Source organism: Tautonia sociabilis (genome assembly GCF_003977685.1).
Taxonomy (GTDB): Bacteria; Planctomycetota; Planctomycetia; order Isosphaerales; family Isosphaeraceae; genus Tautonia; species Tautonia sociabilis.
This window is the reverse complement of the sequence record NZ_RYZH01000052.1, coordinates 1-25,715: the sequence shown is the minus strand read 5'-3', so window position 1 is coordinate 25,715 and position 25,715 is coordinate 1. Positions and strand designations below refer to the sequence as shown.

24 protein-coding genes are annotated in these 25,715 nt (G+C 70.9%); 6 read left to right on the top strand and 18 right to left on the bottom strand.

Annotation, left to right across the window (positions count from 1 at the left end):
• Positions 1-14: 14 nt before the first annotated feature.
• Genes TsocGM_RS20915 through TsocGM_RS20905 form a run of 3 tightly spaced genes read right to left on the bottom strand, consistent with a single transcriptional unit; the run spans position 15 to position 2,662 of the window.
• Positions 15-812 (bottom strand): glucose-1-phosphate cytidylyltransferase, encoded by a 798-nt coding sequence (locus tag TsocGM_RS20915; protein WP_126727410.1) that lies wholly within the window; start codon positions 810-812, stop codon positions 15-17.
• A 42-nt stretch (positions 813-854) separates the two neighbouring features.
• Entirely contained in the window at positions 855-1,385 is a 531-nt protein-coding gene (rfbC, locus tag TsocGM_RS20910; RefSeq protein ID WP_126727409.1) for a dTDP-4-dehydrorhamnose 3,5-epimerase, read from the bottom strand.
• A 38-nt stretch (positions 1,386-1,423) separates the two neighbouring features.
• On the bottom strand, positions 1,424-2,662 hold the full coding sequence (locus tag TsocGM_RS20905; RefSeq protein WP_126727408.1) for a class I SAM-dependent methyltransferase: 1,239 nt from the start codon (positions 2,660-2,662) through the stop codon (positions 1,424-1,426).
• Positions 2,663-3,138: 476 nt separating this feature from the next.
• Between TsocGM_RS20905 and TsocGM_RS20900 the strand changes: the two genes are divergently transcribed.
• The 3 genes from TsocGM_RS20900 to TsocGM_RS20890 all read left to right on the top strand — a co-directional run bounded on the left by TsocGM_RS20900 (position 3,139) and on the right by TsocGM_RS20890 (position 8,758).
• The gene (locus tag TsocGM_RS20900; RefSeq protein ID WP_126727407.1) at positions 3,139-4,176 is read left to right on the top strand and encodes a glycosyltransferase family 2 protein; all 1,038 of its coding nucleotides are present in this window, start codon (positions 3,139-3,141) and stop codon (positions 4,174-4,176) included.
• 986 nt (positions 4,177-5,162) lie between these two features.
• The gene (locus tag TsocGM_RS26230) at positions 5,163-5,573 is read left to right on the top strand and encodes a hypothetical protein (protein WP_158633674.1); all 411 of its coding nucleotides are present in this window, start codon (positions 5,163-5,165) and stop codon (positions 5,571-5,573) included.
• Positions 5,574-5,797: 224 nt separating this feature from the next.
• The gene (locus TsocGM_RS20890) at positions 5,798-8,758 is read left to right on the top strand and encodes a hypothetical protein (protein ID WP_126727406.1); all 2,961 of its coding nucleotides are present in this window, start codon (positions 5,798-5,800) and stop codon (positions 8,756-8,758) included.
• A 107-nt stretch (positions 8,759-8,865) separates the two neighbouring features.
• Here TsocGM_RS20890 and TsocGM_RS20885 read toward each other — a convergent pair whose 3' ends face one another.
• From TsocGM_RS20885 to TsocGM_RS20820, 14 genes are all read right to left on the bottom strand, one after another.
• Positions 8,866-9,582, bottom strand: coding sequence for a hypothetical protein (locus tag TsocGM_RS20885; RefSeq protein ID WP_126727405.1), 717 nt, complete (start codon positions 9,580-9,582; stop codon positions 8,866-8,868).
• Positions 9,583-9,883: 301 nt separating this feature from the next.
• Positions 9,884-10,726 (bottom strand): prepilin peptidase, encoded by an 843-nt coding sequence (locus TsocGM_RS26570; protein ID WP_199756852.1) that lies wholly within the window; start codon positions 10,724-10,726, stop codon positions 9,884-9,886.
• Positions 10,723-11,319 (bottom strand): DUF5658 family protein, encoded by a 597-nt coding sequence (locus TsocGM_RS20875; RefSeq protein ID WP_126727404.1) that lies wholly within the window; start codon positions 11,317-11,319, stop codon positions 10,723-10,725. Before TsocGM_RS20875 ends, TsocGM_RS26570 begins: the two co-directional genes overlap by 4 nt.
• A gap of 23 nt (positions 11,320-11,342) precedes the next feature.
• Positions 11,343-11,777: a hypothetical protein gene (locus TsocGM_RS20870; RefSeq protein ID WP_126727403.1), complete on the bottom strand. Its 435-nt coding sequence runs from the start codon at positions 11,775-11,777 to the stop codon at positions 11,343-11,345.
• A complete protein-coding gene (locus TsocGM_RS20865) occupies positions 11,774-12,328 on the bottom strand; it encodes a prepilin-type N-terminal cleavage/methylation domain-containing protein (protein ID WP_126727402.1) in 555 nt (184 codons plus the stop codon). The genes TsocGM_RS20870 and TsocGM_RS20865 overlap by 4 nt, the downstream gene beginning before the upstream one ends.
• 58 nt (positions 12,329-12,386) lie before the next feature.
• Positions 12,387-12,695, bottom strand: a complete 309-nt coding sequence (locus TsocGM_RS20860) for a hypothetical protein (protein WP_126727401.1) — start codon at positions 12,693-12,695, stop codon at positions 12,387-12,389.
• Between the two features lie 52 nt (positions 12,696-12,747).
• Entirely contained in the window at positions 12,748-13,236 is a 489-nt protein-coding gene (locus TsocGM_RS20855; protein WP_126727400.1) for a type IV pilin protein, read from the bottom strand.
• Positions 13,233-14,327 carry a type II secretion system F family protein gene (locus tag TsocGM_RS20850; RefSeq protein ID WP_126727399.1) on the bottom strand — a complete coding sequence of 365 codons (1,095 nt, stop codon included), beginning with the start codon at positions 14,325-14,327 and terminating at the stop codon, positions 13,233-13,235. Before TsocGM_RS20850 ends, TsocGM_RS20855 begins: the two co-directional genes overlap by 4 nt.
• A 22-nt stretch (positions 14,328-14,349) precedes the next feature.
• The gene (locus TsocGM_RS20845) at positions 14,350-16,080 is read right to left on the bottom strand and encodes a GspE/PulE family protein (RefSeq protein WP_126727398.1); all 1,731 of its coding nucleotides are present in this window, start codon (positions 16,078-16,080) and stop codon (positions 14,350-14,352) included.
• On the bottom strand, positions 16,077-16,907 hold the full coding sequence (locus tag TsocGM_RS20840; protein ID WP_126727397.1) for a hypothetical protein: 831 nt from the start codon (positions 16,905-16,907) through the stop codon (positions 16,077-16,079). The genes TsocGM_RS20845 and TsocGM_RS20840 overlap by 4 nt, the downstream gene beginning before the upstream one ends.
• A gap of 1 nt (position 16,908) precedes the next feature.
• On the bottom strand, positions 16,909-17,454 hold the full coding sequence (locus tag TsocGM_RS27715) for an acylphosphatase (RefSeq protein WP_126727396.1): 546 nt from the start codon (positions 17,452-17,454) through the stop codon (positions 16,909-16,911).
• Positions 17,455-17,465: 11 nt separating this feature from the next.
• Complete coding sequence (locus TsocGM_RS20830; RefSeq protein WP_126727395.1) at positions 17,466-18,965, bottom strand: hypothetical protein; 1,500 nt, start codon at positions 18,963-18,965, stop codon at positions 17,466-17,468.
• 108 nt (positions 18,966-19,073) lie between these two features.
• Positions 19,074-19,526 carry a type IV pilin protein gene (locus TsocGM_RS20825; protein ID WP_126727394.1) on the bottom strand — a complete coding sequence of 151 codons (453 nt, stop codon included), beginning with the start codon at positions 19,524-19,526 and terminating at the stop codon, positions 19,074-19,076.
• Positions 19,527-19,842: 316 nt separating this feature from the next.
• A complete protein-coding gene (locus TsocGM_RS20820; protein WP_126727393.1) occupies positions 19,843-20,295 on the bottom strand; it encodes a type IV pilin protein in 453 nt (150 codons plus the stop codon).
• A 262-nt stretch (positions 20,296-20,557) separates the two neighbouring features.
• Here TsocGM_RS20820 and TsocGM_RS27980 point away from each other — a divergent pair, with 262 nt between their 5' ends.
• The 3 genes from TsocGM_RS27980 to TsocGM_RS20805 all read left to right on the top strand — a co-directional run bounded on the left by TsocGM_RS27980 (position 20,558) and on the right by TsocGM_RS20805 (position 24,738).
• A complete protein-coding gene (locus TsocGM_RS27980) occupies positions 20,558-20,971 on the top strand; it encodes a DUF1592 domain-containing protein (RefSeq protein WP_126727425.1) in 414 nt (137 codons plus the stop codon).
• A 502-nt stretch (positions 20,972-21,473) separates the two neighbouring features.
• On the top strand, positions 21,474-22,757 hold the full coding sequence (locus tag TsocGM_RS20810; RefSeq protein WP_126727392.1) for an HlyD family secretion protein: 1,284 nt from the start codon (positions 21,474-21,476) through the stop codon (positions 22,755-22,757).
• 28 nt (positions 22,758-22,785) lie between these two features.
• Positions 22,786-24,738 carry a glycosyltransferase family 2 protein gene (locus TsocGM_RS20805; protein WP_126727391.1) on the top strand — a complete coding sequence of 651 codons (1,953 nt, stop codon included), beginning with the start codon at positions 22,786-22,788 and terminating at the stop codon, positions 24,736-24,738.
• A 61-nt stretch (positions 24,739-24,799) separates the two neighbouring features.
• On the opposite strand, the gene TsocGM_RS20800 is transcribed toward TsocGM_RS20805, so the two are convergent.
• Positions 24,800-24,964: an SDR family NAD(P)-dependent oxidoreductase gene (locus TsocGM_RS20800; protein WP_233579073.1), complete on the bottom strand. Its 165-nt coding sequence runs from the start codon at positions 24,962-24,964 to the stop codon at positions 24,800-24,802.
• Positions 24,965-25,715: the final 751 nt, after the last annotated feature.

Below are 25,715 nucleotides of genomic sequence, written 5' to 3'. Positions count from 1 at the left end.
GGACGATCCCGGGCTCAGACGGCCCAGGGGGCCTTGCCGGAGGACCAGATCTGGTTGAGCGAGTCGAAGTCGCGCTGGGTGTCCATGCAGGCCCAGAAGCCGCGGTGCTTGTGGATGCTCAGCTGGCCGTCCCGGGCGAGTTTCATGAGCGGGTCGCGTTCGAGGATGCAGCCCTCGTCCCGGGAGAGGTACGACAGGAACTCGCGGCGGAAGAAGAAGTAGCCGCCGTTGATCCAGGTATCCATGAACTCGGGCTTCTCAGCAAACTCCTGGACCTCGGTGCCGTCGACCTTCAGCTCGCCGAATCGGGAGGGGGGGGAGACGCCGAGCACGGTGCCGAGCCGGCCCTGCGCGACGTGGAAGCGGTACTCGGCGGCGAGGTCGGCGTCGGTCAGGCCGTCGCCGTAGGTGACGGCGAAGTGCTCGGCGTCGCCGAGGTAGCGGCTGGCGGCCCGGGCGACTCGGGCGCCGGTCATGGTTTGCTCGCCGGTGTAGGCGAGGGTGACCTTCCAGTCGAGGTCGTGGTCGACGGAGTGGATGGCGACGTTGTGGGTGCTCAGCTCGACGGTGAAGTCGCTGTTCATCGAGTCGTAGTTGAGGAAGTACGACTTGATGACCTCGGACTTGTACCCCAGGCAGAGGACGAAGCGGCGGAAGCCGTGGTGGGCGTAGCTCCGCATGATGTGCCAGAGGATCGGCCGGTGGCCGATCGGGACCATGGGCTTGGGGATGAACTCGGTCTGCTCCCGGAGCCGGGTTCCCAGGCCGCCGCAGAGGACGAAGACGGGCACGTCGTGCAGGGGGGTGCTCATGGTGCGTCGGCCTCCGCGCCCGGGCCTCCCGGCCGCTCGAGATCAGGGGGTGAAGTCGGGGTAGGTCCGGTCGCGATCGGAGATGCAGACGACTTCTCGGGGCCACCGGACGCCGAAGGCGGGGTCGTCCCAGCGGACGCCTCGGGCGGCCTCAGGGGCATACGCGGCGGAGATGCCGTAAGTGACCTCGGTGCCGTCGGCGAGGGTGATGTAGCCGTGGGCGAACCCCTCGGGGACGTAGAGCATCCGGCCGTCGCCGGCGGCCAGCTCGACGCCGAGCCACTTCGTGTAGGTTGGCGAGCTGGGCCTCAGGTCGATGATCACGTCGAAGATCGCCCCGGCGGTGACTCGGACGAGCTTGGCTTCCTCGTGCGGGGCGTCCTGCCAGTGCATCCCCCGGACGGTGCCGGCGATCCGGTTGTAGGCCACGCTGCACTGGGCCAGCCGGGGGTTCAGCCCGTGGGAGGCGAACGCCTCGGGATCCCAGGTCCGGGCGAAGAAGCCGCGGTTGTCCTCGAAGCGCTGGAGCTCGATGACGAAGGCGCCGGCGAGCTCCTGGGGGTGGAAGATCATGGCGGAATCGGATCCGTCGAGGGTGGCGTCCCGTCGGCTCAGATGACGGCGACCTCGGGGATGGGCAGGATGAAGCGGCCGCCCCGGTCCTGGAAGCCGGCCTGCTGGCGGAGGATCTCCTCGGCGAAGTTCCAGGTCAGCAGCAGGACGTAGTCGACCCCCTCCTCGATGAGGGCCTCGGGGGCCCGGATCGGCAAGGTCGTGCCGGGGGTGTAGCGCCCCTGCTTGACGGTGCTGCGGTCGACGACGAAGTCGAGCGTCTCCCGGCCGACGCCGAAGTAGTTCAGCAGGGTGCTCCCCTTGGCCGAGGCGCCGTAGGCGGCGAGCTTCTTGCCCTGGCCCTTCAGCTCGGCCAGCAGCGTGAGCAGGTCGGCCTTGAGCTTCTCGACCCGATCGGCGAACGGGCGGTAGGAGGCGATCTGGTCGATCCCCCGAGCCTTCTCCTCGGCCAGCAGGCCCGTGACCGCCTCGGACTGCTCGATGCCGGGCCCCTGGCGCGAGGCGAAGATGCGGAGGGTCCCGCCGTGGATGGGGACGCGCTCGACGTCCTTGATGAGCAGGCCGTGGCGGCGGAAGAGGGCATCCAGCGCCGTCAGGGAGAAGTAGCAGAGGTGCTCGTGGTAGATCGTGTCGAACTCGCAGTGATCGATCAGGTCGATCAGGTACGGCGCCTCGATGATGGCGACGCCGTCGTCCTTGAGCACGTGGAAGAAGCCGGAGACGACGCCGTTGAGGTCGGCGACGTGGGCCAGGACGTTGTGGGCGTGGATCACGTCGGCCCGGCGGCCTTCCTCGGCCAGACGGCGGCCGACGGCCTCGCCGAAGAACTCGTTGAGGGTGGGGATGCCGCGGTGCTCGACGGCCCACCTGGCGATGTTCGAGGCTGGCTCGATGCCCAGCACCGGCACGCCGGCGGCCTTGTAGTACTGGAGCAGGTAGCCGTCGTTGCTGGCGATCTCGACCACCAGGCTGTCGGCGCCCAGGCCCTTCGTGGCGACGACGCGGCCGGCCAGCGCCTCGGCGTGCTTCAGCAGGGTCTCGGAGAAGGAGGAGAAGTAGAGGTACTCGCTGAAGAGGACCTCCGGGGGAACCGTCTCGTTGATCTGCACCAGGGAGCAGTCCTGGCAGAGGACCAGCTCGAGGGGGTAGCTCGGCTCGGGCTGGTCGAGCTGCTCGGCGGTCCGCAGGGAGTTGGCCAGCGGCTGCCGGCCGAGGTCCAGGATGTCCGCCACTCGGGTGCTGCCGCAGGAGCGGCACGAGAACGGGGAGTCACTCATGAAGGCGGCCCGGGGGTAGGAGCTCGAAGACTCGAAGATCGGTCGGGTGGTGGGTCGAGGGGGGTGGTGCCGGTGCGACCGTCGGCCACCCGGGGGGCCGGCGTCGGAAGCCGGGTCCGCCGAAGGGGCCGCGACCGCGGCTCGAAGGCCGTCGGGGTCGGCCGGGGGCACCGAGGGCCCTGCGACCCGACGGGGCGGATCGAGGCATTATAATGCCAGGCCCCCTGGGACGATAGTACGGCGCGAGGGTTCATGAGAAGTTCACCTCCCCGGATCGCCGCTGATGATGCCCGGGGGCAACGCCGGGCCCCGGGGCCGGCGGCGGGCTTCCCGGTCGCCGGCGGATTATGCTACCTTTGGCCGCGCGACCCGGCCCGCCGAGGCGACCGCATCGCCCCGCCCGGATCTTCCCTGAGGGGGCCCCCTCGACCGATTCGACGCGGCCGACCCGCCCCCAACCCCGGTGGATGGCCCCGATGAAGCTCCTCGTCGCGATCGCCTGCTACAAGGTGGTGGACCTGACGATCGACTGCCTGCGATCGCTCGCCGCAGAGATCCCGAACATCCCGGGGGCCAAGGTCGCCGTCTGCGAGAACGGCACCGGCGGAGACGCCGCCGATCGGCTCCGCCGCGCCATCGCCGAGAACGGCTGGGGCTCCTGGGTCGAGCTGACGGTCATCTACCCGAACCGAGGCTTCACCGGAGGGACGAACGTCCTGCTGCGGGAAGCGATGGCCTCGGACGACCCTCCCGAGTACGTCCTGCTGCTCAACGCCGACACGATCGTCAAGCCGGGAGCCGTCCAGGCGCTGATCGACTTCATGGACCGCCACCCCCGGGCCGGAATCGCCGGCAGCCAGCTCCTCTCCCTCGAGGGGGAGATCCAAGCCTCGCCATTCCGGTTCATGGGGATCGTCTCGGAGTTCGACCGGGGCCTGCGGCTGGGAATCGTCTCGAAGCTGCTTTCTCCCTGGGCGCTGGTCCCGCCGCCGCCGGCGGAGGATGTGAAAGCCGACTGGATCTGCCCGGCCAGCGCCCTGTTCCGGACGTCGATGCTCGAGGAGATCGGCCTGCTCGACGAGGGGCTGTTCACCTACTTCGACGACATCGACATCTGCCTGAGGGCGAAGCGGGCCGGATGGGAGTGCTGGTTTGTCCCCGGGAGCAAGGTCGTCCACCTCGAAGGGTCCTCGACCGGGGTGGCCACGGGAGGGCCCCCCCGTCGCCGACCGGCCTACTGGTATCAGGCCCGCCGACGGTTCTTCCTCAAGAGCTACGGGCCGGTGTACACCGCCCTGGCCGACGCCGCCTTCATCTCGGGCTTCGCCCTCTGGCGGCTCCGGCGCTGGATCCAGCGCAAGCCGGACACCGACCCGAGGCACATGCTGGCCGACTCGATCCGGCACAGCGTCTTCTGCACCGGGTTCCAGGTCCGAGAGGTGCCCAATCCGGCCCTGGCCGGGGCGCCGACACCTCCCCCGGAGGTCGCCTCCTCGAGCTCGGTGTCGGGCTGACGCGGGACCATCGCTCCGACGCCGGCCGGTGCGCTCCGGAACGCTCCCGGCCGGTGATCGAAACGCATTGCCCTGACAGGACGTGTCGGGAACCGCTTGGGTTCGCTCCGTCTCGGCGCCCCGGGGCCGGTTGCGACCGGATGCCCCGGGGACGGTCGGTCCTCCCTGCCGAGGTCCGTCGTCGGGCGTCCCGACCTGGGCAGCCGGGCCGATTTCGGCCCCGCCGGCGCGCCAGGGAGGCGGCCGTGCGCCGGATGGTGCGCTTGAGACGTTTTCCGTAACCGATTTTGCGAGGAAAACTTGCGAAATCTTAATGGGTTCGCTCCGTCGCGGTGCGCGTCCTGGTGCGCTCGATCGGAAGGACACCCCTCGTCCCGGAATGGGCGGAAGGCGCGAAGCTCCGCGATCGCAGGCGGCGCGCTGATGTGATCGGTCGCAAGTCGTTTAAAGGAAAAGGAATGCGGAAGGGAATGGGTTCGTTCCGCCGGCCGAATCGTCGCGCCCTTGCCGCTCCGTTCGGGTGCAAGGGGGGAGCGATCACCCGGTGATCGCTCGGAGCGGGGGGATGGATTGCCAAGGAGCGAGGGGAGAGGTCCGGGAGGGAGGGGCCCGACGAGAGTATCGGTTGGCGGAGAAGGGGCGGTCAGTCGAGGTCGTCGGGCGATGGCGAGGGGATGGGAGCGGTCGGGTCGGAACAGGAGGGATGGAACGGAGGAGGGACGGACCATGCCGCGGTGAGTCGGATCCCCTCGGGGGGCGGGAAGGGCCGGGGGGCCGGGGAGGTGGGACAGGGGCCTGGAATTTCGGGTCGAGGGCGATCCGCGTGATAGACTGCGCCCGAGGGGCGCCGGGGAGTCTCCCGGCGGGGCCGGGACTCCCGGCCGAGATCACGGGATGATCGGACCTCGCCACGTCGGACGGTGCGAGCGATTGCCCTGAGGGGCGTCGGGCCGGCGAGGGAGGCCAGGCCGATCGGGGAGGGAGCCATGTCCTCAAGATTCGGGATGGTTCGGGCGGGGGTGCTGGCGCTGGCGGCGTCGGGGATGGCCGGCGGGCTGGGGGTGGAGGAGGCCTCGGCCGACTACGACCCGCCGAGGGGGGCCGCGGCGGTTGGCTACGGGCCGGAGGTGGTGGCGGGCCTGGGGTACGGCCACGGCCCTCGGTACGCCCTGACCTACCACACCAAGAGCCAGTTGTACGGCTATCCGGACTTCGCGTACGGGAGGGGCCCGCTCATCAACCTGGGGGGCGCCTCGCTGCAGCCGGGGTTCCGGGGCTACGGCGTGTTCGGTCCGGTTGGGTACGGGGTGGGGATGTATCCGAGCACCTGGACCGACCAGCGTCCCGGGCTGTTCCATCGGCTGAAGGCCAGGGGAGGGCATGGCTCCGGGTGGTGATCGGCGTCCCTGCAGGGCCCGGCCCGGCTGGGTTTGACGGCTGGGAGGGCTTTGAGAGCCCGGTCGGCGTCGCGAAGATGCGGGGAACTCGTCTCGGTTCGATCTCGCTCAAGGTCGGCTAAAACTCGTTCCGATCCTTGGGGTGATCCGGCTGGTGCCGATCGCAACGATTGCGGTCGGCGCGCGGTCCGGTCCGGTTCTCGCTGCCCCGGGGATGGTGTCGAATGCAAGAGCCCAATCGACCCAGGAGTCGACGTCGCCGGATCGAACGGGCGGGCCTCGGCCTTGCCGTGATGGTGATGTACTGGTTGGGCGGGCAGGGCCCGTCCCAGGCCCGGGAGACGCCGGACGGGGGGAGTTCGCCGGACCTGGTGCCGGCGGAGGCCGAGCCGACGGCGTCGGCGATCCCGGTGGAGCTGCCCCCAATGATCGGAGGGCAGGGGGACGCCCTGCCGGCCTTGCCGGAGACCCCGGGGAACGCCGGGGAGATGGCTTCCGGCCCGAGGGAGTCGGGACCGGCCGTCGCGGCGGATCCGGCGGCCGCTCCCCCGACGGGGGCCGGGGTCGGAGCTGGGGAGTCGTCCTGGGCGCTGCCGGAGCCGGGGAGCGAGCCCGGCGCCGTGGCCGTCTCGGCGGAGCTGGCGGTGCAGGTCGACCCGGTGCAGGCCCTGCCGGAGGCCCCGCCGTCCTCGACCGGGGAACCGGCCCCGGGGACGGGGCTGCCCCAGCCGCTGGTTTCGGAAGAGGAGGCCCCGACGCTCTCGCTCCGGATCGAGGAGCAGGACATCCGCCGGGCGCTGGAGCTGATCGGGGCGCAGGCGGGAGTGAATATCATCATCTCGCCAGCCGTCTCCGGCACGATTGACGTGACGCTGGAGAACGTGACGTTCGACCGGGCCCTGGACATCGTGCTGCGGCTGGGGGGGCTGGTCGCCCGCCAGGAGGATGACCTGATCTTCGTCTACACGGCGGAAGAGGCGGAGGAGATCCAGCGTCGGGAGCGGACCCCGATTGTCCGCGTCTACCACCTGAACTATGTGAGGGCGATCGACCTGTTCGCGATCGTCGGGCCGTTCCTGAGCGAGGAGGGGACGATCTCGCTGACGCCGCCGAGCCAGCAGGGGATCACCGGGGCGGGTGCGGCGGGGAACTTCGGCGGCGCGGGGCAGACCGGCGGTCTGGTAGGGGCCGCCGGCGGCGGCGGCCTGGCCGGGACGGGGGCGGGGGGAGCGGCGGGGCTGGCCGGTGGCGGGGGAGGCTTCGGGGGAGGCTTTGGAGGAGGAGCGACGGGAGGAGCCGGCGGCGGGACGAGGACCGGCGGCGACTCGTACGCGGTGCACGACATGGTGGTGGTGCGCGACTACCCGGAGAACGTGCAGGTCATTGATGAGATTGTCTCTCGGCTGGACGTGCAGCCGATGCAGGTGCTGATCGAGGCGGTCATCATCAGCGTGCAATTGCGCGACGGCCAGGAGCTGGGGGTGAACTTCGCCCTGGTGGACAAGCTGGCGACCGAGGCGATCGTCTCGGGGAGCGGGGCGGCGATCAACCTGGCCGGCGGCTTCAGCCCGGCCCGGGTGCTCTCGGCCGCCGGCCCTCCCACGGTGCCCGGTCCCCTGGGGCCTTACATCGGCGACCGGCCGAGCCAGTTGATGGCCGGCTACCTGCAGGACCAGGGGTTGAAGTACGGCTTCGTGAGCAACAGCGTGGCCGGGTTCATCCGGGCGCTGGAGACGCTCAACAAGATCAACATCCTGGCCAGCCCGCGCATCCTGGTGCTGAACAAGCAGTTGGCGGAGATCCAGCTCGGCCAGCGGCTGGGGTACTCGACCACGTTCACGAACCTGACGACGGCCTCGCAGCAGGTGCAGTTCATCCCGGTGGGGACGCTGCTGGCGCTGCGGCCGTTCGTCTCGCAGGACGGGATGATCCGGCTGGAGGTCCACCCGGAGCGGAGTTCCGGGACGATCGACTCGGCGGGGATCCCGCAGCTGTCGACCTCGGAGCTGACGACGAACATCATGGTGCCCGACGGGGCGACGATCGTCATCGGCGGGCTGATCGACAGCACCGAGTCGATCCAGGAGGACGGGGTGCTCGGGCTCAGCCGCCTGCCGTTGGTGGGGCCGCTGTTCCGGACCCGGACGATGGCGGCGAGCAAGCAGGAGCTGATCGTGCTGCTGACGCCCCGGATCATCAATCGGTCGGGCCTGCCGGCGCCGAGGCCGGGGGTGGCGCCGCAGGGGCCGTCGGGCGTGCCGAACTCGGGCCCGATGCCCGGCCCATCACTGATGGCCGAGACGGTGAGCGAGCTGCCGATGATGGCGCCGCCGGTCTTCGACCCGGCGTCGATCATGAAGCGGACGCCCCGGGAGTCGCTCGCCTCGGGATCGGGCCTGAAGGACCTGCTGTTCACGGACTTCGCCGCGACGGGGGCCTCGTCGGCGACCGAGATGCTCAACGCCTCCAGGATGCCGGGGCCCCTGGACTCGCCCTCCTCGCCGCAGGCCGAGTTCTCGGCCTCGGTCCCGTCGGGAGGGCAGGGGGCTCCGATCGCCCCTGGGGCGTCTGCTCCGGGATTCATCCCAGCGCGGGCCCCGGCGCCGTCGGCGGACCCTGGGGTGCGGACGACCTCGCTCGACGAGCCCCGTCCGGCCTTCTGGCAGGAGCCGCAGAGCCCGTCGGAGGGGGACGAGCGCGGCTACCGGCCGGGGGACCTGACCCGGGCGGTCGTCTCCCGGCTCTCCCGGAGATTCCACAAGGGGAGCCAGGACCAGGAGACGGCCGGAGGGGCACCGCTCGGATCGATGCGGGGCGCCGTCCAGCCGTCGCTGTCTCCGTCGCTGGCGGCCTCAGCCCCGAGGAGGGACCCGGCGGCGGCCCGGGTGGGGATGGCGCAGCACGTGGTGGCTCCAGGGGAGGACTTCCGGTCGATCGCCGACCGCTACTACGGCAGCCCGAGCCTGCACGCGGCCCTCTGGGCGGTGAACCGGCACGTGTCGCCGTCTCCGGAGACGCTGTCGGCGGGGACGACGCTGCTGCTGCCGCCGGCCGAGGTGCTGGAGCGGGTGACGATGGACGCGGTGCAGCAGACCGTCCGGGCGCAGAGCCCCGAGCCGTCGAGGCCGGTCTCGCCGCCGCCGACCTTGACGAGGAAGAGCCGATTTGGCTTCTTCGAGCGGTGATCCCGGGGCCGATCGGGTGAGATCGGCCGAGACCGATCGAACCGGCCGCCGGAGTGCCCGAATGGGGCGCTCCGGCGGCCGGTTGCGCTTGGGGAGGGGGGATCGGATCAGGGCTGGGCGGGGATCGCCGGGGTGAGGAGTCCGACGCCGACGACGCTGCGACCGGCGAAGAGGAGCCGGACCCCCTCCCGGATCTGCTGTCGGGAGCTCTCGATGATCGAGGAGACGGTGTCCTGGTAAAGGTCGACGGCGTTGCCGGTGCTGGAGGGCAGCGGCAGGGCGAGCAGTTGCGCCAGCAGCAGCTGCGGGCCCTGACCGGCGATCTGGTTGGCGATGTAGAGCTGGATGGCGGTCTCGGGACGCTCGGTGTAGTAGTTGCCGGGGACCCGGGGGAGTCGGATCGGCAGTCGGTTGAAGTAGGACACTAGGTCCCGGGAGAGCGAGAGCGTGCGCTGGGAGATGTAGGAGAGATACTGACGGCCCACGTCGTCGAGGACGGCGGTGTTGGAGGGGTTCTCGGAGAGGCTGCCGAAGTAGAGGTCCACCGCGTGGGAGACATCGGCGGCGTAGGAGGCGTACTGCTGGTTGATGACGGCCTCGGGGGTGTTCAGCCCCCGGGGGGCCGGTCGAGCGACGAGGGCCGGCCGGGAGACGCTGGCCGGCAGGGAGGGGAGCTGTCGGGCGGCGGCCCGCTGGGCGGCGAGCTCCCGGTAGCGGTCGATCAGGGCGGCCCGGTCCAGGGGCACCCTCAGGCCGGTCGATAGGACGACCCGCTCCTCCAGGGGGTCCCAGGTACCGGGACGGAATCGGCGCGGCGTGCTCATCGGCGATCGGCCTCCGGGTTCGACGCTTTCCCCTCCCGGCCTCCGGCCGTCGGCGACGGCGCGCGCCGACGGGCCGCCCGGGTGGTTGAGGGCGGATGTCAGGAGCTATCGGCGATCGTCCGGCTTCCTCGCCATCGGAGGAAGGGGCCGATCGATCCGGGAGCCCGACCTCCCGGCATGACCGGATCGGGCGGCATCGTCGAGGGATCCCGACGAGGGGGGGGCGGCCCCGGGCCTTGCTCGCCGTTTCGAGCCTGGGTTCGAGGCCGTCGAGCGTCGGGCCGGCCGCTTTCGGTTGGGATCATTGGCAGAGGAGCCAGGGGCCAGCCAGGATCGGGGCGAGGCCGGCCAGGCCGAGGGCCGTCGAGAAGGGCAGGGGGGCGCCGCCGGGATCGGTCGCGTTGGAGAGGCGAGGGCGGCGGAGGGCGTCGGCGGCGAGGACGATCAGCGGCAGGACGGAGGCGGTGGCGAGCACCGGCCCGATCGCTCGGAGGCCGACGAAGGCGCCGACGGTCGCCGAGAAGGCGACGTCTCCCGGAGCGGCCGGGGATCGTCGGGAGGGGGCTGGCCGGAGGGAGAGCTGAGGGGAAGCCCAGGCCGCCCCGGCGGCGGCCAGGGCGCCGAGCAGGGCGTCGAGCAGGCCAGGGGCCAGCCCCCCGCCGGGGCCGGCCGGCCGGGAGGCGGCGAGCACGAGGGCAGCGAGCAGGCCGGAGGAGGCGACCGAGCGGGGGACAGCCCCCCGGTCCCAGGCGATCATCGCTCCGGTGACGAGGAAGGCCGACCAGGCCAGGCCGTCGGCCAGGGTCCAGCAGGCGGCCGCCGCGCCGAGCTCGATCGGGTCGCCGGCGCCGAGGGCGAAGCAGGAGCAAACCAGCAACAGGCCGACGGCGGCCTCGACGATCGGGTATCGGGGGGAGATCGGCGATCGGCAGCATCGGCATCGGCCTCGGAGCAGGAGCCAGCCGAGGACGGGAAGATTGTCCCTGGCGGCGATCCGGGAGCCGCACCCCGGGCAACTCGACGGGGGCCGGAACAGGCTCAGGCCCAGGGGGATGCGGTAGATGCAGACGTTCAGGAAGCTGCCGAAGGAGGCGCCGAGGAGGAACAGGGAAGCGGCGGCGACGATGTGGTGGATCGGGGTCATGGGCGGCCGTCCTGAGCCATGGCGGTCGCGGCCGCCTCGGCCATGGCCTCGGCGGCGGTCATCACCTCGGCGGCGGCGAGGTCGGCGGCCGACTGGGCGTGGAGGAGCTGGGAGGTGAGCCGGAGCAGGTGGATCTGGTAGACGATCAGGAGGAGGTACAGCGCGACGAAGGCGGGGAAGAGGTGGCGGACCCGGAAGCGGGTGCCGAACATTCGGTGGTGCTGGAAGACCAGCAGCACGGGGAGGCCGACGGCCGTCATCAGGTACTTGCCCAGGACGAAGGCCATCGGCCCATGCTCGATGAGGACGGCCATGACGGGGTTGGCCTCCTCGCAGAACAGGTCGATGAGGATCATCGTCAGGACGCCGTCGGTGAGCGTCAGGGCCAGCAGCAGCAGGATGAGGACGCCGAGCACGGGGTCGTAGCGGTCGACGAAGGCATACGGCCCCTGGTCGGAGAGCCGGCGGTGTCGGCGGCGGCGGGCCGGGGTGAAGAGGGCGTCCCAGGGGAGGGTCCGCCGTCGCCGGCGATCGGGGCCCCGGGGGGAGCGGGCAAGGGGGCGCGATTCCTCGTCGCCGGGAAGGCTGTCCATGATCCGTTCCGCCATCTCGGGACTCAGAAGGAGGTAATCGGGCCCTCGATGCCGATGTCTTCCTCGGCATCGTAGGGCGCGGCCGAGACCGACCACCGGCTGGTGGGGGGGCTGCTCGAGACGGAGGGGTCGAGCTCGACGAACGTCAGCGTGTAGGGGGTGACGGCGCCATCAACGATGACCTCGACGAAGCATTTGTAGGTCGGCGGGGAGCCGGAGAGCTTGGCGGGGTCGGGGGTGCCGGTTTCCAGCAGAGCGACGCCCAAGGCCAGGGCGGAGAGGCTCCCCGCCTGTCGGGACTGGCGGCGTTCGATGGCCTCCTCCAGGCCGATGGTGGAGGCGCACTGGCGGTTGGCCAGGCTCCAGGCCATGAAGATGAGGGTCAAGTGGGCCAGGACGGCGACGAGAGCCAGTCCCGGCCGGCCGGGCCGCGGGGGGCGGGAGGAGGCTCGTCTCACGGCTTGCTCGCGATGAAGGTGTGCTGGCGAATGATGTCGCGGTACTGGAAGGTGAGCACGATGGCCAGCTGGTCGCCGCCGCCGCCGGGGTAGTCGGTCTCGACGGCCATGGCGACGGTGTCGCTGGAGACGACGGTGGTGGTGCCGGTGGCCTGGTCCCAGCGTCGGAGGGTCGAGGAGACGGGGTCGACCCAGTAGATGACGGCCAGGTCGGGGAGGGAGTGGGAGGTGGTGCCGTCGGCCGGAGGGCCGTCGAACCAGAGCTCCAGGTCGTCGCCGCCGGTGGTGCGCCAGGAGACCAGCGCGTACTCGTCGCGGCCGCCGTAGCGGCCGACGGGGGAGGGGAGGGAGCCGCCGAGGTCGGCGGCCAGGGAGGCGGCGGCCATCATCGCCTCTCGGGCGAGTCGGCCGCGGCGGTAGGACTCGACGGCCGGCACGCCGAAGGCGCCCCAGGCCGAGACGAGCAGCACACCGAGCAGGCCGGTGAGCACGACGGCGCAGGCCATCTCCACCAGGGTGAAGCCGGTCCGTCGCCTCGGGCGGGGGGGCATGATCGGGGCTCCGGTCTGAAGGGCGTTCGGGATCTCCGGTCCGGGTCTGGGGAGCCGATCAGGGAGGCGGAATCTCCTCGACGAGGACCTCGACGGAGGCGGAGTCGTCCGGGCCGGTGAGGTCGACGACGGCCTCGATGGTGACGATGTTGGCCGTGCCGGCGGCGGGGTCGCCGCCGAAGGGGATGTCGGTGTCGTAGCGCCCGGCGTCGACGCCGAGCTTGCGGTGCCAGGCTCCCGAGACGGGCACGAGGTAGTGGGTCGAGCCGGCCGGCAGCAGGTTCTCGACCTCGGCGGTCATGCGGAGCTGCGCGACGACGACCGGGGCCAGGCCGGACAGCGCGACGCCGAGCACGGCGAAGGCCACCTGGACCTCCAGGTAGGTCGAGCCGGGGCGCCGGCGGGAGCCGAAGGGCCGGTCATCGGAATCCGGGGCGGACGACCCGCCCCTGGGCGTCGACGAGGAAGCCGGAGATGACCCCGGCCTCGTCGATCGACAGCGTGCCGCTGAAGGAGGCGCCGGCGGAGCGGACGGCGACGGCGTCGAAGACCCCGTTGCTGTCGACGTCGATCTGGTAGACATAGGAGGGGTCGTCGTACATGGTGAAGGTCAGCGTCGGGCCGAGGACCTGGACCTCTCCCGACTGGAGGACCCCCAGCGCGACCAGGTCGTTGGGGTCGGAGGTGATCGTCCGGTACTCCAGGAAGTGGAGGCGCTCGGCGGACCAGAGGGTCCGGAGGTTGGCGGCGGCCAGGTCGGCGCGGGCCTGCTCCATGGACCCCCAGTAGGAGGGGATGGCCATGGCGGCGAAGAGGCCGATCAGCAGCGCCACGATCATCACCTCGACGAGCGTCAATCCGGGCCGGGTTGACCCCGCCTCGGCGCGTCGGCTGGGAAGCGGTGTCATCGGATGTTGCCGGACATGTTAAACATGGGGAGATAGATCGAGAGCATCATCACCGCGATCATGGCGCCCATGCCGACCACGATGAGCGGCTCGAGCGACTTGGAGACCTTGGCGATGAGCGACTCGACCTTCTCTCGATAGTAGGGCGCCACCCGCTCCATGACCGCGGCGAGCTGTCCTGATTCCTCGCCGGTGCGGACCATGTTGATGATCATCGCGGTGAACAGACCGCTCTCCTCGAGGGCGGAGGCCAGGGACTGGCCGGCGGCCACGCGGCGGCGGGCCTGCTCGATGGCGTCCCGGTAAATGGGGTTGAAGCCGAGGACCCCCTTGAGGGTGTCCAGCGTCTCGAGCATCGGCACGCCGCTTTTGAGCAGCAGGGCGATGTTCGAGGCGAAGCGGTACATGGTCGACTGCACGAGCAGGTCGCCGGCGGTGGGCAGGACCATGACGATCCCCAGAACGCGGCGGCGGCCGTCCTCGGTGGCGAAGTAGCGCTGGAAGGCGAAGCCGAGCAGGCCGAGGCCCACGGCGATGTACAGCCCGTAGGAGACGACGAAACGCGAGGCGTTGACGACGAACTGGGTGATCTCCGGCAGGGGGGCGCCCATCTCCTTGAACATGCGGTCGAAGGTGGGGACCACGAAGCGGAGCATGGCGGCGATGGCCAGGGTGGCCACGCAGAGCAGCACGGCGGGGTAGAACATCGCCGCCCGGACCCGGCGGCGGGCCTCTCGGGCCTCCTGGACCTGGGCGGAGAGCTCGCGGAGCACCTCGGACATCCTCCCGGTGATCTCTCCGGTGCGGATCATCTCGATCCAGGAGTACTCGAAGGCTTCGGGATAGTTGGCCGCGGCGGTGTGGAGGGAGCTGCCGGCCGAGAGGCGGCCGGCGATTTCGTGGAGGATCTGGCGGAGCCGGAGGCTCTCGGTCTGCTCGGCGCCGGTCTGGATGGCCTGGAGCAACGGGGTGCCGGCGGCGACGAGCGTCGCCAGCTGCTGGAAGAAGGCGAGGACATCGTCGATGCCGAGCCGTTTCCTTGGCCGGGTGGCGACCCGGGCGTTGGCCATCACCCACTCGTCGAACGCCATGGGAGGTATCCCCTCGGTCGGTTCACTCGTCGCCGGCCATCGCCACGCTGAGGGCGGCCTCGAGGCTGGTCAGGCCGCGCCGGGCCTTGTCGATGGCGTCGTGGATCAGCAGGTCGACCCCCTGGGCTCGGACGGCGGCGCGGAGTTCGGACAGGGGAGTGCGCGCCTGAATCAGGTCGGCCAGGGCGCCGGTGATGCGGATGACCTCGAAGACGCCGATCCGGCCGAAGTAGCCGGTGCCTCGGCACTGGTCGCAGCCGACGGGGCGGTAGAGGGTCTGGCCCGGCTCCAGGCCGTAGCGGCGGGCGGTCTCGGGGTCGCACTCGTAAGGGGCCTTGCACGAGGCGCAGAGCGTGCGCACCAGACGCTGGGCCTGGAGCAGCCGGAGCGTCGAGGCGAGCATGAACGGCTCCAGCTCCATGTCCTGCAGGCGGCTGATGGAGGACAGGGCGTCGTTGGTGTGCAGGGTGGAGAGGACCAGGTGGCCGGTGAGGGCGGCCCGCATGCAGATCTGGGCCGTCTCCGGGTCGCGGACCTCGCCCACCATGATGATGTCGGGGTCCTGTCGCAGGAAGGCGCGCAGGGCGGTGGCGAAGGTCAGGTTGATCAGCGGCTTCATCTGCACCTGGTTGAGGCCCTTGAACTTGTACTCGACCGGGTCCTCGGCGGTGCAGATGTTGGTGGTCGGCTCGTTGAGCAGGTTCAGGCAGGTGTAGAGGGTGGTGGACTTGCCCGAGCCGGTCGGCCCGGTGACGAGGATCAGGCCGTGGGGGCAACGGATCGCCTCGGTGATGTCGGCCACCTGGCGGGGGGAGAGGCCCAGGCCGCGGAGGTCCAGCGGGATGGAGGCCTTGTCCAGCAGCCGGATGACCATCTTCTCGCCGTAGACCGTGGGCATGGTGCTGACGCGGAGGTCCAGCCGGCGGTCGCCGCTTTTCAGGGCGATCGCGCCGTCCTGGGGGATGCGCTTCTCGGCGATGTCCATGCGGCCGAGGATCTTCAGGCGGGAGACGATGCTGATGAAGACGTGCCGGGGCAGGACCTGGTACTCCTGCAGGCGGCCGTCGATGCGCATGCGGATCTTGCAGGCGTCCTCGAAGGGCTCGAAGTGGATGTCGCTGGCGCCAGCCCGGATGGAGTGCTCCAGGATCTGGTTGACCATGCGGATGATGCGGCCGTCTCGGCCGGGAGGCGGAGCTTCGTCGAGGACGAGGGTGCCGGCCCGGTCCTCCTCCTCGGTCAGCCCCTCGTCGAGGTCGGTCGGCTCGAAGCTTTCGGCGTCGGGGGTGAAGGCGGCGGGGGATCGGCTCGAGCGATAGAGGTCTTCGATCATCTGCTCGACGATCGACAGCGGCGCCATCATCGGGCGGACGCGGAGGCCGGTGAGCAGTTGGACCTCGTCGATGATCAGCATCTCCCGAGGGCTGACGAAGGCGAGGTCCAGTTCGTCCTCTCGGGCGGCGATCGGGGCGATGGTCTGGTCCCGGCAGAGCTTCTCGGTGAGCAGTCGGGCGAGTTCGGGGTCGGGGGCCGGGGCGTCGGGGCCGGGGTCGAAGAGCGGCACGGCGAGGTAGTCGGCGTAGGCCCGGGCGATGTCCAGGTCGGCGACCAGGCCGGCGGCGACCAGGGAGCGCTCGGTGACCTCCTGGCCTCGGGACCGGATCTCCCGGAGGCGGTCGGGGGTGAGGACGCCGCGCTGGATGAGCAGCTCGATCAGCAGGGCGCGTTCGTCGGCGACGGAAGCGGCGCTCATCGGTTGGCCTCCCCCGAGGTGCCCGCTCCCGGGCTCCCGGCCGGATTCGGCTGGGAGGCGGCCCGGGGCGGAGAGATCAGCAGGCCAAGCAGGGCGCGGTAGGCTCCGGCCACGCTGCCCCCCGAGCGGCTGGCGAGTTGCTCCAGCAGGTCGGGCGCCGGCAGCGAAACGCCCACGGCGGCCAGGGCGGCGCGGGCGGAGCCCAGGTCGAGGCCGTTCCCCAGGCCCGCGAACGGGCCCTCGCCGCCGGGACGGGACGTGTCGGCCGGCTTCGGGCCGGATCCGGAGTTGGTCAACGCCGAGAGCGGGTCGGGCAGCTCCAGGATCAGGGGATCCCGGCCGCGGGGCCGGCCGAGCAGGACTCGGCCCGGCTCGACCCACTGCACCGTCCAGGGCCCGGCGGCCGACTCGAACCGGTCTCCCTGGCGGTAAACCTTGCCGTCGATGATGGCGGCGCGGCGGGGACCGGAGACCAGGGTGGCGCCCAGCCGGAATTCGGGGCTCGGCTCGACCCGTCGGGAAGCGACGCGGATCGGCCTCTCGGGCTCGGAGGCCCGGGGGGCCGGTCCGGCTGGCCCCGCCGGCCCGGGGGAGGCGGCGAGCGCCGGGGGAGGCGGCGGGGAGCCCGTGCCTCGGAACGGGTCGCGGTCGGAGGCCGGCTTGAGGTCGGGGTCGAGCCAACTGGCCTCGATCTTCGGCATCCGGGCCGGTGGGGGGGCCGGCGGCCGGGGAGGAGAGACGTAGGGCCAGGCGCAGTAGCCGACGGCCACGAGGAAGCCGCCGAGCGGCCCGAGCTTGACCAGGGAGTCGGACAGATCGTTGGGCATGTCATCCCTCCAGGCCCATCACCGTCAATTGCATCTCGTTGGTGGTCGCACCCTGAACGCCGATGGCCGCCTTGGTGATGACCCGGATCGAGTCGACCCGGATCAGGCGGGGGGAGCCCTCCAGCCAGCGGAGGAAGCGCTCCAGCTCGGGGAAGGGCCCCTCGACGACGACCCGGTAGACCGGGGCCTTGTACGGCCCGATGTCGGCGGGGGGGCGAGGGTCCAGGGCGACGAGCTTGATCGGGAACTCCCGGGCGCCGGCCATGAGGAAGGGGATCCACGGGTCCCCCTCCTCGGTTTCGGGGAGGTAGTCCTGGAACCGGTCGGCCTGGCGGCGGAGGTGCTCGACCTCTCGGGCCAGTTCGAGGCGCTCCCGGTTGGTGGCCAGGCGGGCCTCGTCCTCGGCGATGGCCCGCTGGAACGGCATGTAGGTGGCGCCGTACCAGGCGGCCAGCAGGGAGGCGTTGAGGACCAGGCCCAGCTGGGTCGGCCGGCGGAGCAGGTTGTGGAGCGCCTCCATCGGCCGGAGGCCTTCGGTGTCGATCATGGGGGTCTCGGCTAGGAACGTTTCTTGGAGCCCTTGCCCTTGGGCAGACAGAGGACGGTGAACGAGGCGGCCGGCGTCCGAGAGGGCCCGGAGGCGCCCCATCGGAGGCCGGCCATGCCGATCTCGGGCAGGGCTTGTTCGAGGACGGGGCTGTCCCGGAGCGCGCCGATGAGGCCCTCGACCTCGGGGGAGATGGCGCCGCCGGCGGGGATGGGGGCGTCGACCGAGAGGGCCAGGGAACGCTTGGGATTGCCCTTGTTGCTGTGGGGTTTGGAGTATTCGGCGAAGCCCTCGAGGGCGGTCAGCGTCATGCTGTCGGGAAGCAGGTCGGCGACCTCCCGGATGCAGTCGGTCCAGACGATGCGGCTGGAGAGGTAATGCTCGACCGCCTCGGCGCGCCGGCGCAGGTCGTCGCGTTCGCGGCGGAGGGAGGCGGCGTCGGTGGCGCGGAGCCAGGGGAACTGGGCCTGCTCGGCGTGGAGGGCGATGGCCTGGCGCTCGACATCGCGGCGGTGCTCGATCATCAGCAGGGTGGCGACGGCCAGGGCGGTGCTCTGGACGGCGAGTTGTCCCCAGGGGAGCTGGCTGAGGATCGGCTCGGGGGGCCGGAGGTGGCGGGCGAGGTTGAAGGCGTTGGCCTGGGGGTGGCAGCCCAGGGCGAGGCCCGAGGCGATCTCGCCAGCGTCGTAGGCTGGGCCGGCATACCGGAGGACGCGGGCCGAGACGCCGGCCCAGCCTTCCCCCTCGCCGAGGCCGGTCAGGTCGGGGCGGCCGTGGATGATCACCGCGGCGGGGGGAGCCTCGCCGCCGTAGACGCGGAAGCTGTTGCTGATGAAGCGGAAGGTGGAGAGGATCGCCGTCCCCTCGGTGCCGGACTGCAGGGGGAAGTACCGCCACATCAGCGGGGTGTCGGCGGCGGTGAGGACGGCCAGGGCGTGCTCCTTGCCGAGGAAGACGCGGAGGGCGGACGGGCAGCGCCTCGGGGTGCGATGCCGCTCGACGGCGGCGCGGAGCAGGCCGCAGGGGGCGGGTTCGACCTGGTAGGGGCGGACGCCGCAGTCCTCCAGCGCCTCGAGGATCGGCGCCAGGGCCTTCTTGCGGCAGGCGGCGACGCTGGCCAGGGGGAGCCGGCCGGGCTGCCATCGGATGGCGTCAACGTCCATGTGGTCGATGTTCAGGTTGGCCGACTGGAGGATCTCATGGAGCAGGACCTGAGGGGACTGGTCCTCGGAGGAGCGCTGGAGGTGGACCGGCCGGGTGGAGAAGAAGACCCCCATCCCCGGCATGCCGACGGCGATGGGGGCTCGATGCCAGTCCCCCCGAGCCCGGATCGGCTCCAGCAGGGATCGGATCGTCTCGGTGGGGGGGCCGGGGGGACGGGGCTCGACGCGGCGTTCCAGCTCGACCGGGCCGAGCAGCGTGAAGGCCATGCGGCTGACCGCGACCTCTCGGTCGCCGACGTGCAGGCCGATGGCCCGCCTTCTGGGGATTCTCGCGAGCAGCGCCTTCATCGGTGGGATCCGCCCTGGGGGATTCGGTGGCTCGCGCGGGGCCCTGTGAGCGACCGAGGCCCGGGTCATCTCGTCACCGGCCCGGTCATGCCGGCGAGGGACGATTCATCAGGTGCTGCCGCCCGTACTGCCGATCGGGTTGATCTCGGAGACGATGGTGCTGTTGGTCGCGTCGTAGCCCTGGTCGGTGAAGGTGACGGTGTAGGCCCCATAGCCGGCCGAGGAGCCGGATCGGGTCAGGGTCAGGGTCCAGGAGTCCTCCAGGTCGGTGGTGCTTCCGGGCCCGATCGTGCCGACGGTGAAGTACTTCGGCGTCGGCGATTGGATGTCGAGGTCGCCCAGGTCGCTGGCGTAGGTGCCCTCTCGGGCGTGATACCGCTCCTGGGCGGTGCGGACGGCGCTGAGGTAGCTGAAGGCCTCGGACGCCTTCGACCGCTCGACGGACTGGAGGAAGCGCGGGACGCCGAAGGCGGCCAGCACGCCGATGATCACGACGACCACCGCCAGCTCCACCAGTGTGAAGCCCGAGCGGGGCCTCGAGGCGTTTGGCTTGATCTGCATCGAACTCACCCCTTATTCGTTGGTAGGAAAGGTCCGGCATGCCGCGTCGCCGCCCCATCGGACGATCGCGCTCTCCAGGGACGGCCGGGGTGCCCCGCCTCGGGCATCCCTCGGCGAGGCCTTCAGCCGGACACCCCGGCCCGCGGAAGCCGGATGGGTCCCACCCTCGGATCCCTGGGGCTGCCCGGGCTTGCGGCCGCCTGGCCCACGGGGTCGGGCCGGGCGGTCGCGAGCCTGACCGCGGCGAGGGCCTCCCCACCGCCGGGCCGCCCACCGGCGGGGCGGCCGGGCGGCCCGGAGATCAGGCGAGCGAGCCTCAGGTGCTGCTGCTTGAGCCGCCGATCGGGTTGATCTCGGGATCGATGGTACTGTTGGTCGCGTCGTAGCCCTGGTCGGTGAAGACCACCGTGTAGGCGCCGTAGCCGGCCGAGGAGCCGGATCGGGTCAGGGTCAGGGTCCAGGAGTCCTGGATCGAGCCTGAGGAGCCGGCGGCGACGGCGCCGACGGTGAAGTACTTCGGCGTCGGCGATTGGATGTCGAGGTCGCCTAGGTCGCTGGCGTAGGTGCCCTCTCGGGCGTGATACCGCTCCTGGGCGGTGCGGACGGCGCTGAGGTAGCTGAAGGCCTCGGACGCCTTCGACCGCTCGACGGACTGGAGGAAGCGCGGGACGCCGAAGGCGGCCAGCACGCCGATGATCACGACGACCACCGCCAGCTCCACCAGGGTGAAGCCCGAGCGGGGCCTCGCAACGATCTGTTTCCTGAGCATGGTTGCCCCTTTCCCTTCGTCTGGTTTGGAACCCTCGGCACTCCCGGGCAGCCGACTGCCGGACCTCGGGGGCGTGCCCCCGGAGTCGCCGGCTCGCGTCCGACTCGGGATCGCTCCCGGGGTCGGCCTCCGAGGCATCGCGCCCCCACCGCTGTCGGCACGGTGCCGCTGCGGGATTCGTAGATCCCGAATCGCTCGCCGTCAAACGCCCTCGGGCCGGCGGCGCCCGGAATGCTGAACTTCAGATTTATGATGATATCTTATATTTTATAAACATTGTGAGCCTGGGGTTTTTGTCCAGTGGCTGGGGTTCGACCGCTTCGACCGGAACCAGGGAATCGATTCGGGCCGATTCCCTGAGTTCACCGCAGGGCTTCGGGCCGCGATGCTCGGCGAGGCTGAGGCGTTCTTCGAGCGCATCGACCGGGAGGACCGTCCGGTCGACGAACGGCTCGATGCGGGATCACTCTCTGCTGAGGTGCTGCTCGAACCTCTTCGACGGCGACCGCCGCCAGGGCGACGAGATGCCCATCCTGCTCGCCGGGAGGGGCGGGGGCGGTCTGGCGACTGGCCGGGTGCTGGACGACCCCGACCGAGGCGACGACTCCCGGCGTGCCTGCCGCCTCGATGTCTCCCTGAGGAACCGCATGGGGGGCCCTCTCTCCCGGTTCGGTGACGCTGACGGCCCACTGGCCGACCGGTGGATCCTGGCATCGATGGGCGGGGCGGGCGGCTCCGGGAGTTCAGCGGGACTGCCCCGGTTCCCCCCACGCTCAGGCCTCCCGGAAAACTCCAGGACTGGTCCCTCCTCGAGGAGTCTCTGATCGTGTTGTTTCCGGGAAGGGAGCCGACGACCATCCCGACGACCGGCCTGCTCGCCTCTCGCGCGATTCCCTGGAGATCGTTCCGGAGGATGCCGGGTTCAGGGGTGCCATCCGCCTTCTCGTTGGGGTTCCGGTCAGGTCGCCGTCCGGCGTTTTCTGGGGATCGGTCCGGGATGTGACCTAGGCTTGATCAAGACGGCGCCCCGTCCGGGAAGGATCGACGGTCGTCTCGGTGATTGTGGGTGATCGGGAATCGGGAGTCCTTGGAACGGGGGGGCGACGTCGGTCGTCGGGGTCGCGAGGCCCCGCACTGATCGATGCCTTGAAGGGCGGCCTCGCGGCCGATCGCCCGCGATGGAAGCGACACGAATCCGACTCGAAGCGATCCCTTCGAACCAACCGACGCCGACCGAGGAAGCCGATGCCCCGGCCCCAACACCGACGAAACGCCCACCGAGAAACGGGTGGCGACGCCTGATCCGGTGGCTGATCGGCGGGGCGATGCTGGCCGAGGCGGCGTGGCTGATCATGCCTTCGGTCCTGTATCGGACCAGCGTCCGGGCGTCGGTCACGGCGCCCTCGGCGGTGGTCCGGGTGCATCAGCCGGGAGTGATTGTCGGGACGCCTCCCGAGGTGGGAGCGAGGGTCTCCGCCGGTCAGGTGCTCTTCGAGGTGCGAGAGGCCTCCCCCGACCGGCGCCCTTCGGAGCAGTTCCGGGCGGAGGCCGAGTCCGTCCGTCGGGCGGCCGACGCGATCCGGGGGCAGCTCGCCGAGCTGGACGAGCTGAAGGAGACTCTGAAGGCCCACTTCGACGAGTACCGGAAGGCCCGGGTCGCCCGGGCGGAGGCGCAGCTGGCCGAGCAGCGGGCCCGGGTGGAGGCGGCTGAGTCCCGGCTCCGGGAGGCGGAGCTTGAGCTTCGCCTGCAGGGGAGGCTGTCGAGCCGGGGGGCGTCGTCCGAGTTCGAGCGGTCGAGGGCCGAGGCCGCGCTGGAGGTCGCCCGGGACGAGTTGGAGGAGGCCCGAATGGCCGAGGAACGCCACCGATTGCAGCTCGACTCCGCCCGGAGCGGGGTATTCGTGGGGGAAGCCGACGGCGGGCAGGACCGGGTCGCCTCGCTGCAGCGTTGCGACGAGATCGAGATGCAGCAGATGGGGCTGCGGGCCCGGCTGGGGGAGTTGGGTGGGAAGCTCGCCGAGCTGGAGGCTCGGCTCGAGGGAGAGCGCCGGCATCTGGAGGAGGGCCGGCTCCGGGTCGTCTCGCCGATGGGGGGGATCGTTTGGTCGTCCTCACTGTCCCCCGACGTCGAGGTCACTCCCGGCGCGACGGCCCTGGAGATCGTCGACCCGGATCGGCTGGGGATCGAGGCGCTGTTCAAGGAGGCCGACGCCGCCCGGGTCCGGCCGGGGACGCCAGTGGAGGCCCGGCTGCTCGGCTCCTCTCTGATCCTGCCGGGACGGGTCGTCCGAGTGACCGACCCCGGGGCGGTCGATCCGAGGACGATGGGGCAGATCCCCCGGGACTCGGTTCCCCCGGGAACCTTCCGGGCGATCATCGAGCTGGAGGTCCAGCCCGACGGCGGCGACCCGGCCAACCGGCACCACATTGGCGGCCCGGCGATCGTCTGGACCAAACGCTGAGCCCATCGCCCCGAGGGGGACCGTCGCGATGACACCCGATCCGGGGGCTGAGTGGGCTCCCGTCCTGATCGTGGCCGGCCTTGCCGTGGCCGTCCTCCCCGGCCTGCCGAGGCAGCGGTCTTGGGCGCGATCGCTGGCCGTGGCCTTCGCCCTGGCCGTGGCCGTCCGGTACCTGATCTTGCGAGCCTCGATCACGGTGCTGCCGGTCGACCCGACGACCTGGGCCGGGATCTGGGTCTGGACGGTCTTCCTCTTCGAGCTGGCCGCCATCGCCAACTGCGGCGTCACCTACCTGATGCTGACGCGCACCAGCGACCATTCCGCCGAGGCCGACCGGCACGAGCGGAAGCTCCGGCGGCTCCCCCCGCACGAGCTGCCTCGCGTGGACGTGTTCCTCTGCACTTATAACGAGGGGATCGAGGTGCTGGAGGGGCCGATCCTCGCCGCGATGGGGATGGACTACCCGAACTTCACCCTCTGGGTGCTCGACGACGGCCGCAGGCCCTGGCTTCGAGCGTTCTGCGAGGAGCGGGGGGTCGGCTACATCACCCGCCCCGACAACCGGCACGCCAAGGCCGGCAACATCAACCACGCCCTGTCGCAGACCGACGCCGAGCTGTTCGTCGTGCTCGACGCCGACTTCGCCCCGAGGCGAGACTTCCTGATGCGCACCGTCGGCTTCTTCGACGACCCGAGGGTCGCCATCGTCCAGACGCCGCATCACTTCCTCAACGCCGACATCTTCGAGATGAACCTCGGCCTGGGGGACCAGTCCCCCAACGAGCAGCGGCTGTTCTTCGACGTCGTCCAGCCGAGCCGGGACGCCTGGGACTGCGCCTTCTGCTGCGGATCGGCGAGCGTCCAGCGACGCAGCGCCCTGATGGAAGTCGGCGGAATCCCGACCGACTCGGTGACGGAGGACATCCTCTCGTCGCTCGCCCTGCTGCGGCGGGGCTACGTCACCCGGTATCTTAACGAGCCGCTGGCCTTCGGCCTCTCGCCGGAAAGCGTGGCCGGCATGTTCGTGCAGCGCCAGCGCTGGTGCCGGGGAGGCTTGCAGCTGATGTTCCTGAAGGACGGCCCCCTCGGCTCGGGCCTGTCGCCGATCCAGCGGCTGTTCTTCTTCCCGATCGACTGGATGGTGCAGACGCCGGTCCGGCTGTTCGCCGTCCTGGTGCCGATCGTCTTCCTGTGGACCGGGATGGCCCCGCTGGTGGGGGCAACGCTGCCGGACCTGATCCGCTACCAATTGCCGGTGCTGGTGGCCCTGACGGCGCCGATGATCTGGCTCTCGGGAGGGCGCTACCTGCCGCTGCTGTCGACTGGGTTCTCGCTGCTGCTGAGCTTCCGGCTGGTGCCGACGATCCTCTCGACGCTGATCAAGCCCTTCGGCGAGCCCTTCCGGGTCACTCCCAAGGGGAGCGGGGCGGGGCAGGGGGTCGACACCTTCGCCCGGGGCTGCGCCCTGGGCTTGCTGCTGCTGACGATGCTCGGCCTGCTGGTCAACGCCTGGCCCGAGACGCAGATCATCGCCGCTCCCGAGCACCGGGCGGCGGCCTCGTTCTTCGCGGCGGCCAACGCCGGGGCGCTGGTGCTGGCCATCCTGGCGGGGAGGGACCGGGGCCGCCGTCGGGAGGCCGAGCGGTACCGGACCGCCACCCCCGTGATGTGTGAGGGGGACGACGGCACCTGGCGGCTGGCACCGCTGCTCGACGTGTCGGCGAGCGGAGCCGGGATCGCATGGCCCGCCGACCGAGACGCTCCCTCGGCCATGCGGCTTCATCTCCCCGGCGGCCGATCGATCCGAGGAGAGGTCGTCCGCCGTCACGGCGACCTCCTGGGCCTCCGGTTCACTCTGGCCGACCCCCGGGAGCGCGACGGGCTCTTGCAGTGGATCTACTCGATCGGCGTCGACCGTCAGCGCGCCCCCCTGTCGCTCCCCCTGCTCGCCCGCCGGCTCGTCGCCCGATGCCTGGGGTGATCCGATCTTCCCGGGCACGGTGATCGGGGGGCCGGAACCTTCCTGCTGATCGTCCGATCTCTTACGCTCTCCCCTCCTCGTCCGGCATGTCGTTGATGACGACGGCCGCGCCGGCGGCGTGAAGGGCCGTTGCGGTGGCCCGGCCGAGGCCTCGGCCGGCGCCGGCCACGAGGGCCACCTTGCCGCCGAGGTCGATCCCGATCACCGTTGCGATCTCCGTCGTCACGCCTTGTGCGATCGTCTGGCCGGGCGAACGATGGCGACGGGCCTGGAGAGAAAAGCGGTGGCCTCCTCCATCTCCCGGTCCCGGGTGCGAGCCCCCGTCCCTCCCGGTTGATCCGTTCTGGCCCGCCTCGCCGACCGAAGGAGCTTGCCAATCGATGATGCCGCGGTTGGAGGCCGAGCTTACCAAGGAGAGCGGTTGATGGCTGCCCTCTGCTCCTCCGGCCGCCGTGTTTCCCAAGGACGCCGCGTCTCGAACCGCCGCTGCTCCCTGCTCTTGAATCTGAGCGAGTTTCAATTTCGGCTCGAGTCGGGGACCTGGTCTGCGAGGCATCGCCCTCGGCTCGTGGCGATCATGTCCATCCACGACCCGCCGCGATATCTGGCCGCCGCCGGAGCGGCCGGCGCCGTTCGCTTCGTATCCAAGGCGGAGCTCGTCGGGGAACTGCCGTCGCTGGGACAACAATTCCGATCCGAACCGGGACTCGGCGCGATCGACATCGATCTTGGGCCTCCCCGGATTCCTTCCGACGTGATGGAGCACGCTTCTGCAACTCATGCCATCGTGTCGGAAACCGATCCCGGATCCCGACAGGGTCCGATAAGGGTGCTTATGACTGAGCGGTGGGGGTGTGACCGACGAATGATGTGGTTCGCGGCCCCTCCGGACTCGCTTACGCCGCCACCGGGTATCCCTCCCGGCTGAGCCTGCCCCAGAACTGCTCCCAGCGACCCGTCGTGTACGTCAACGCTCT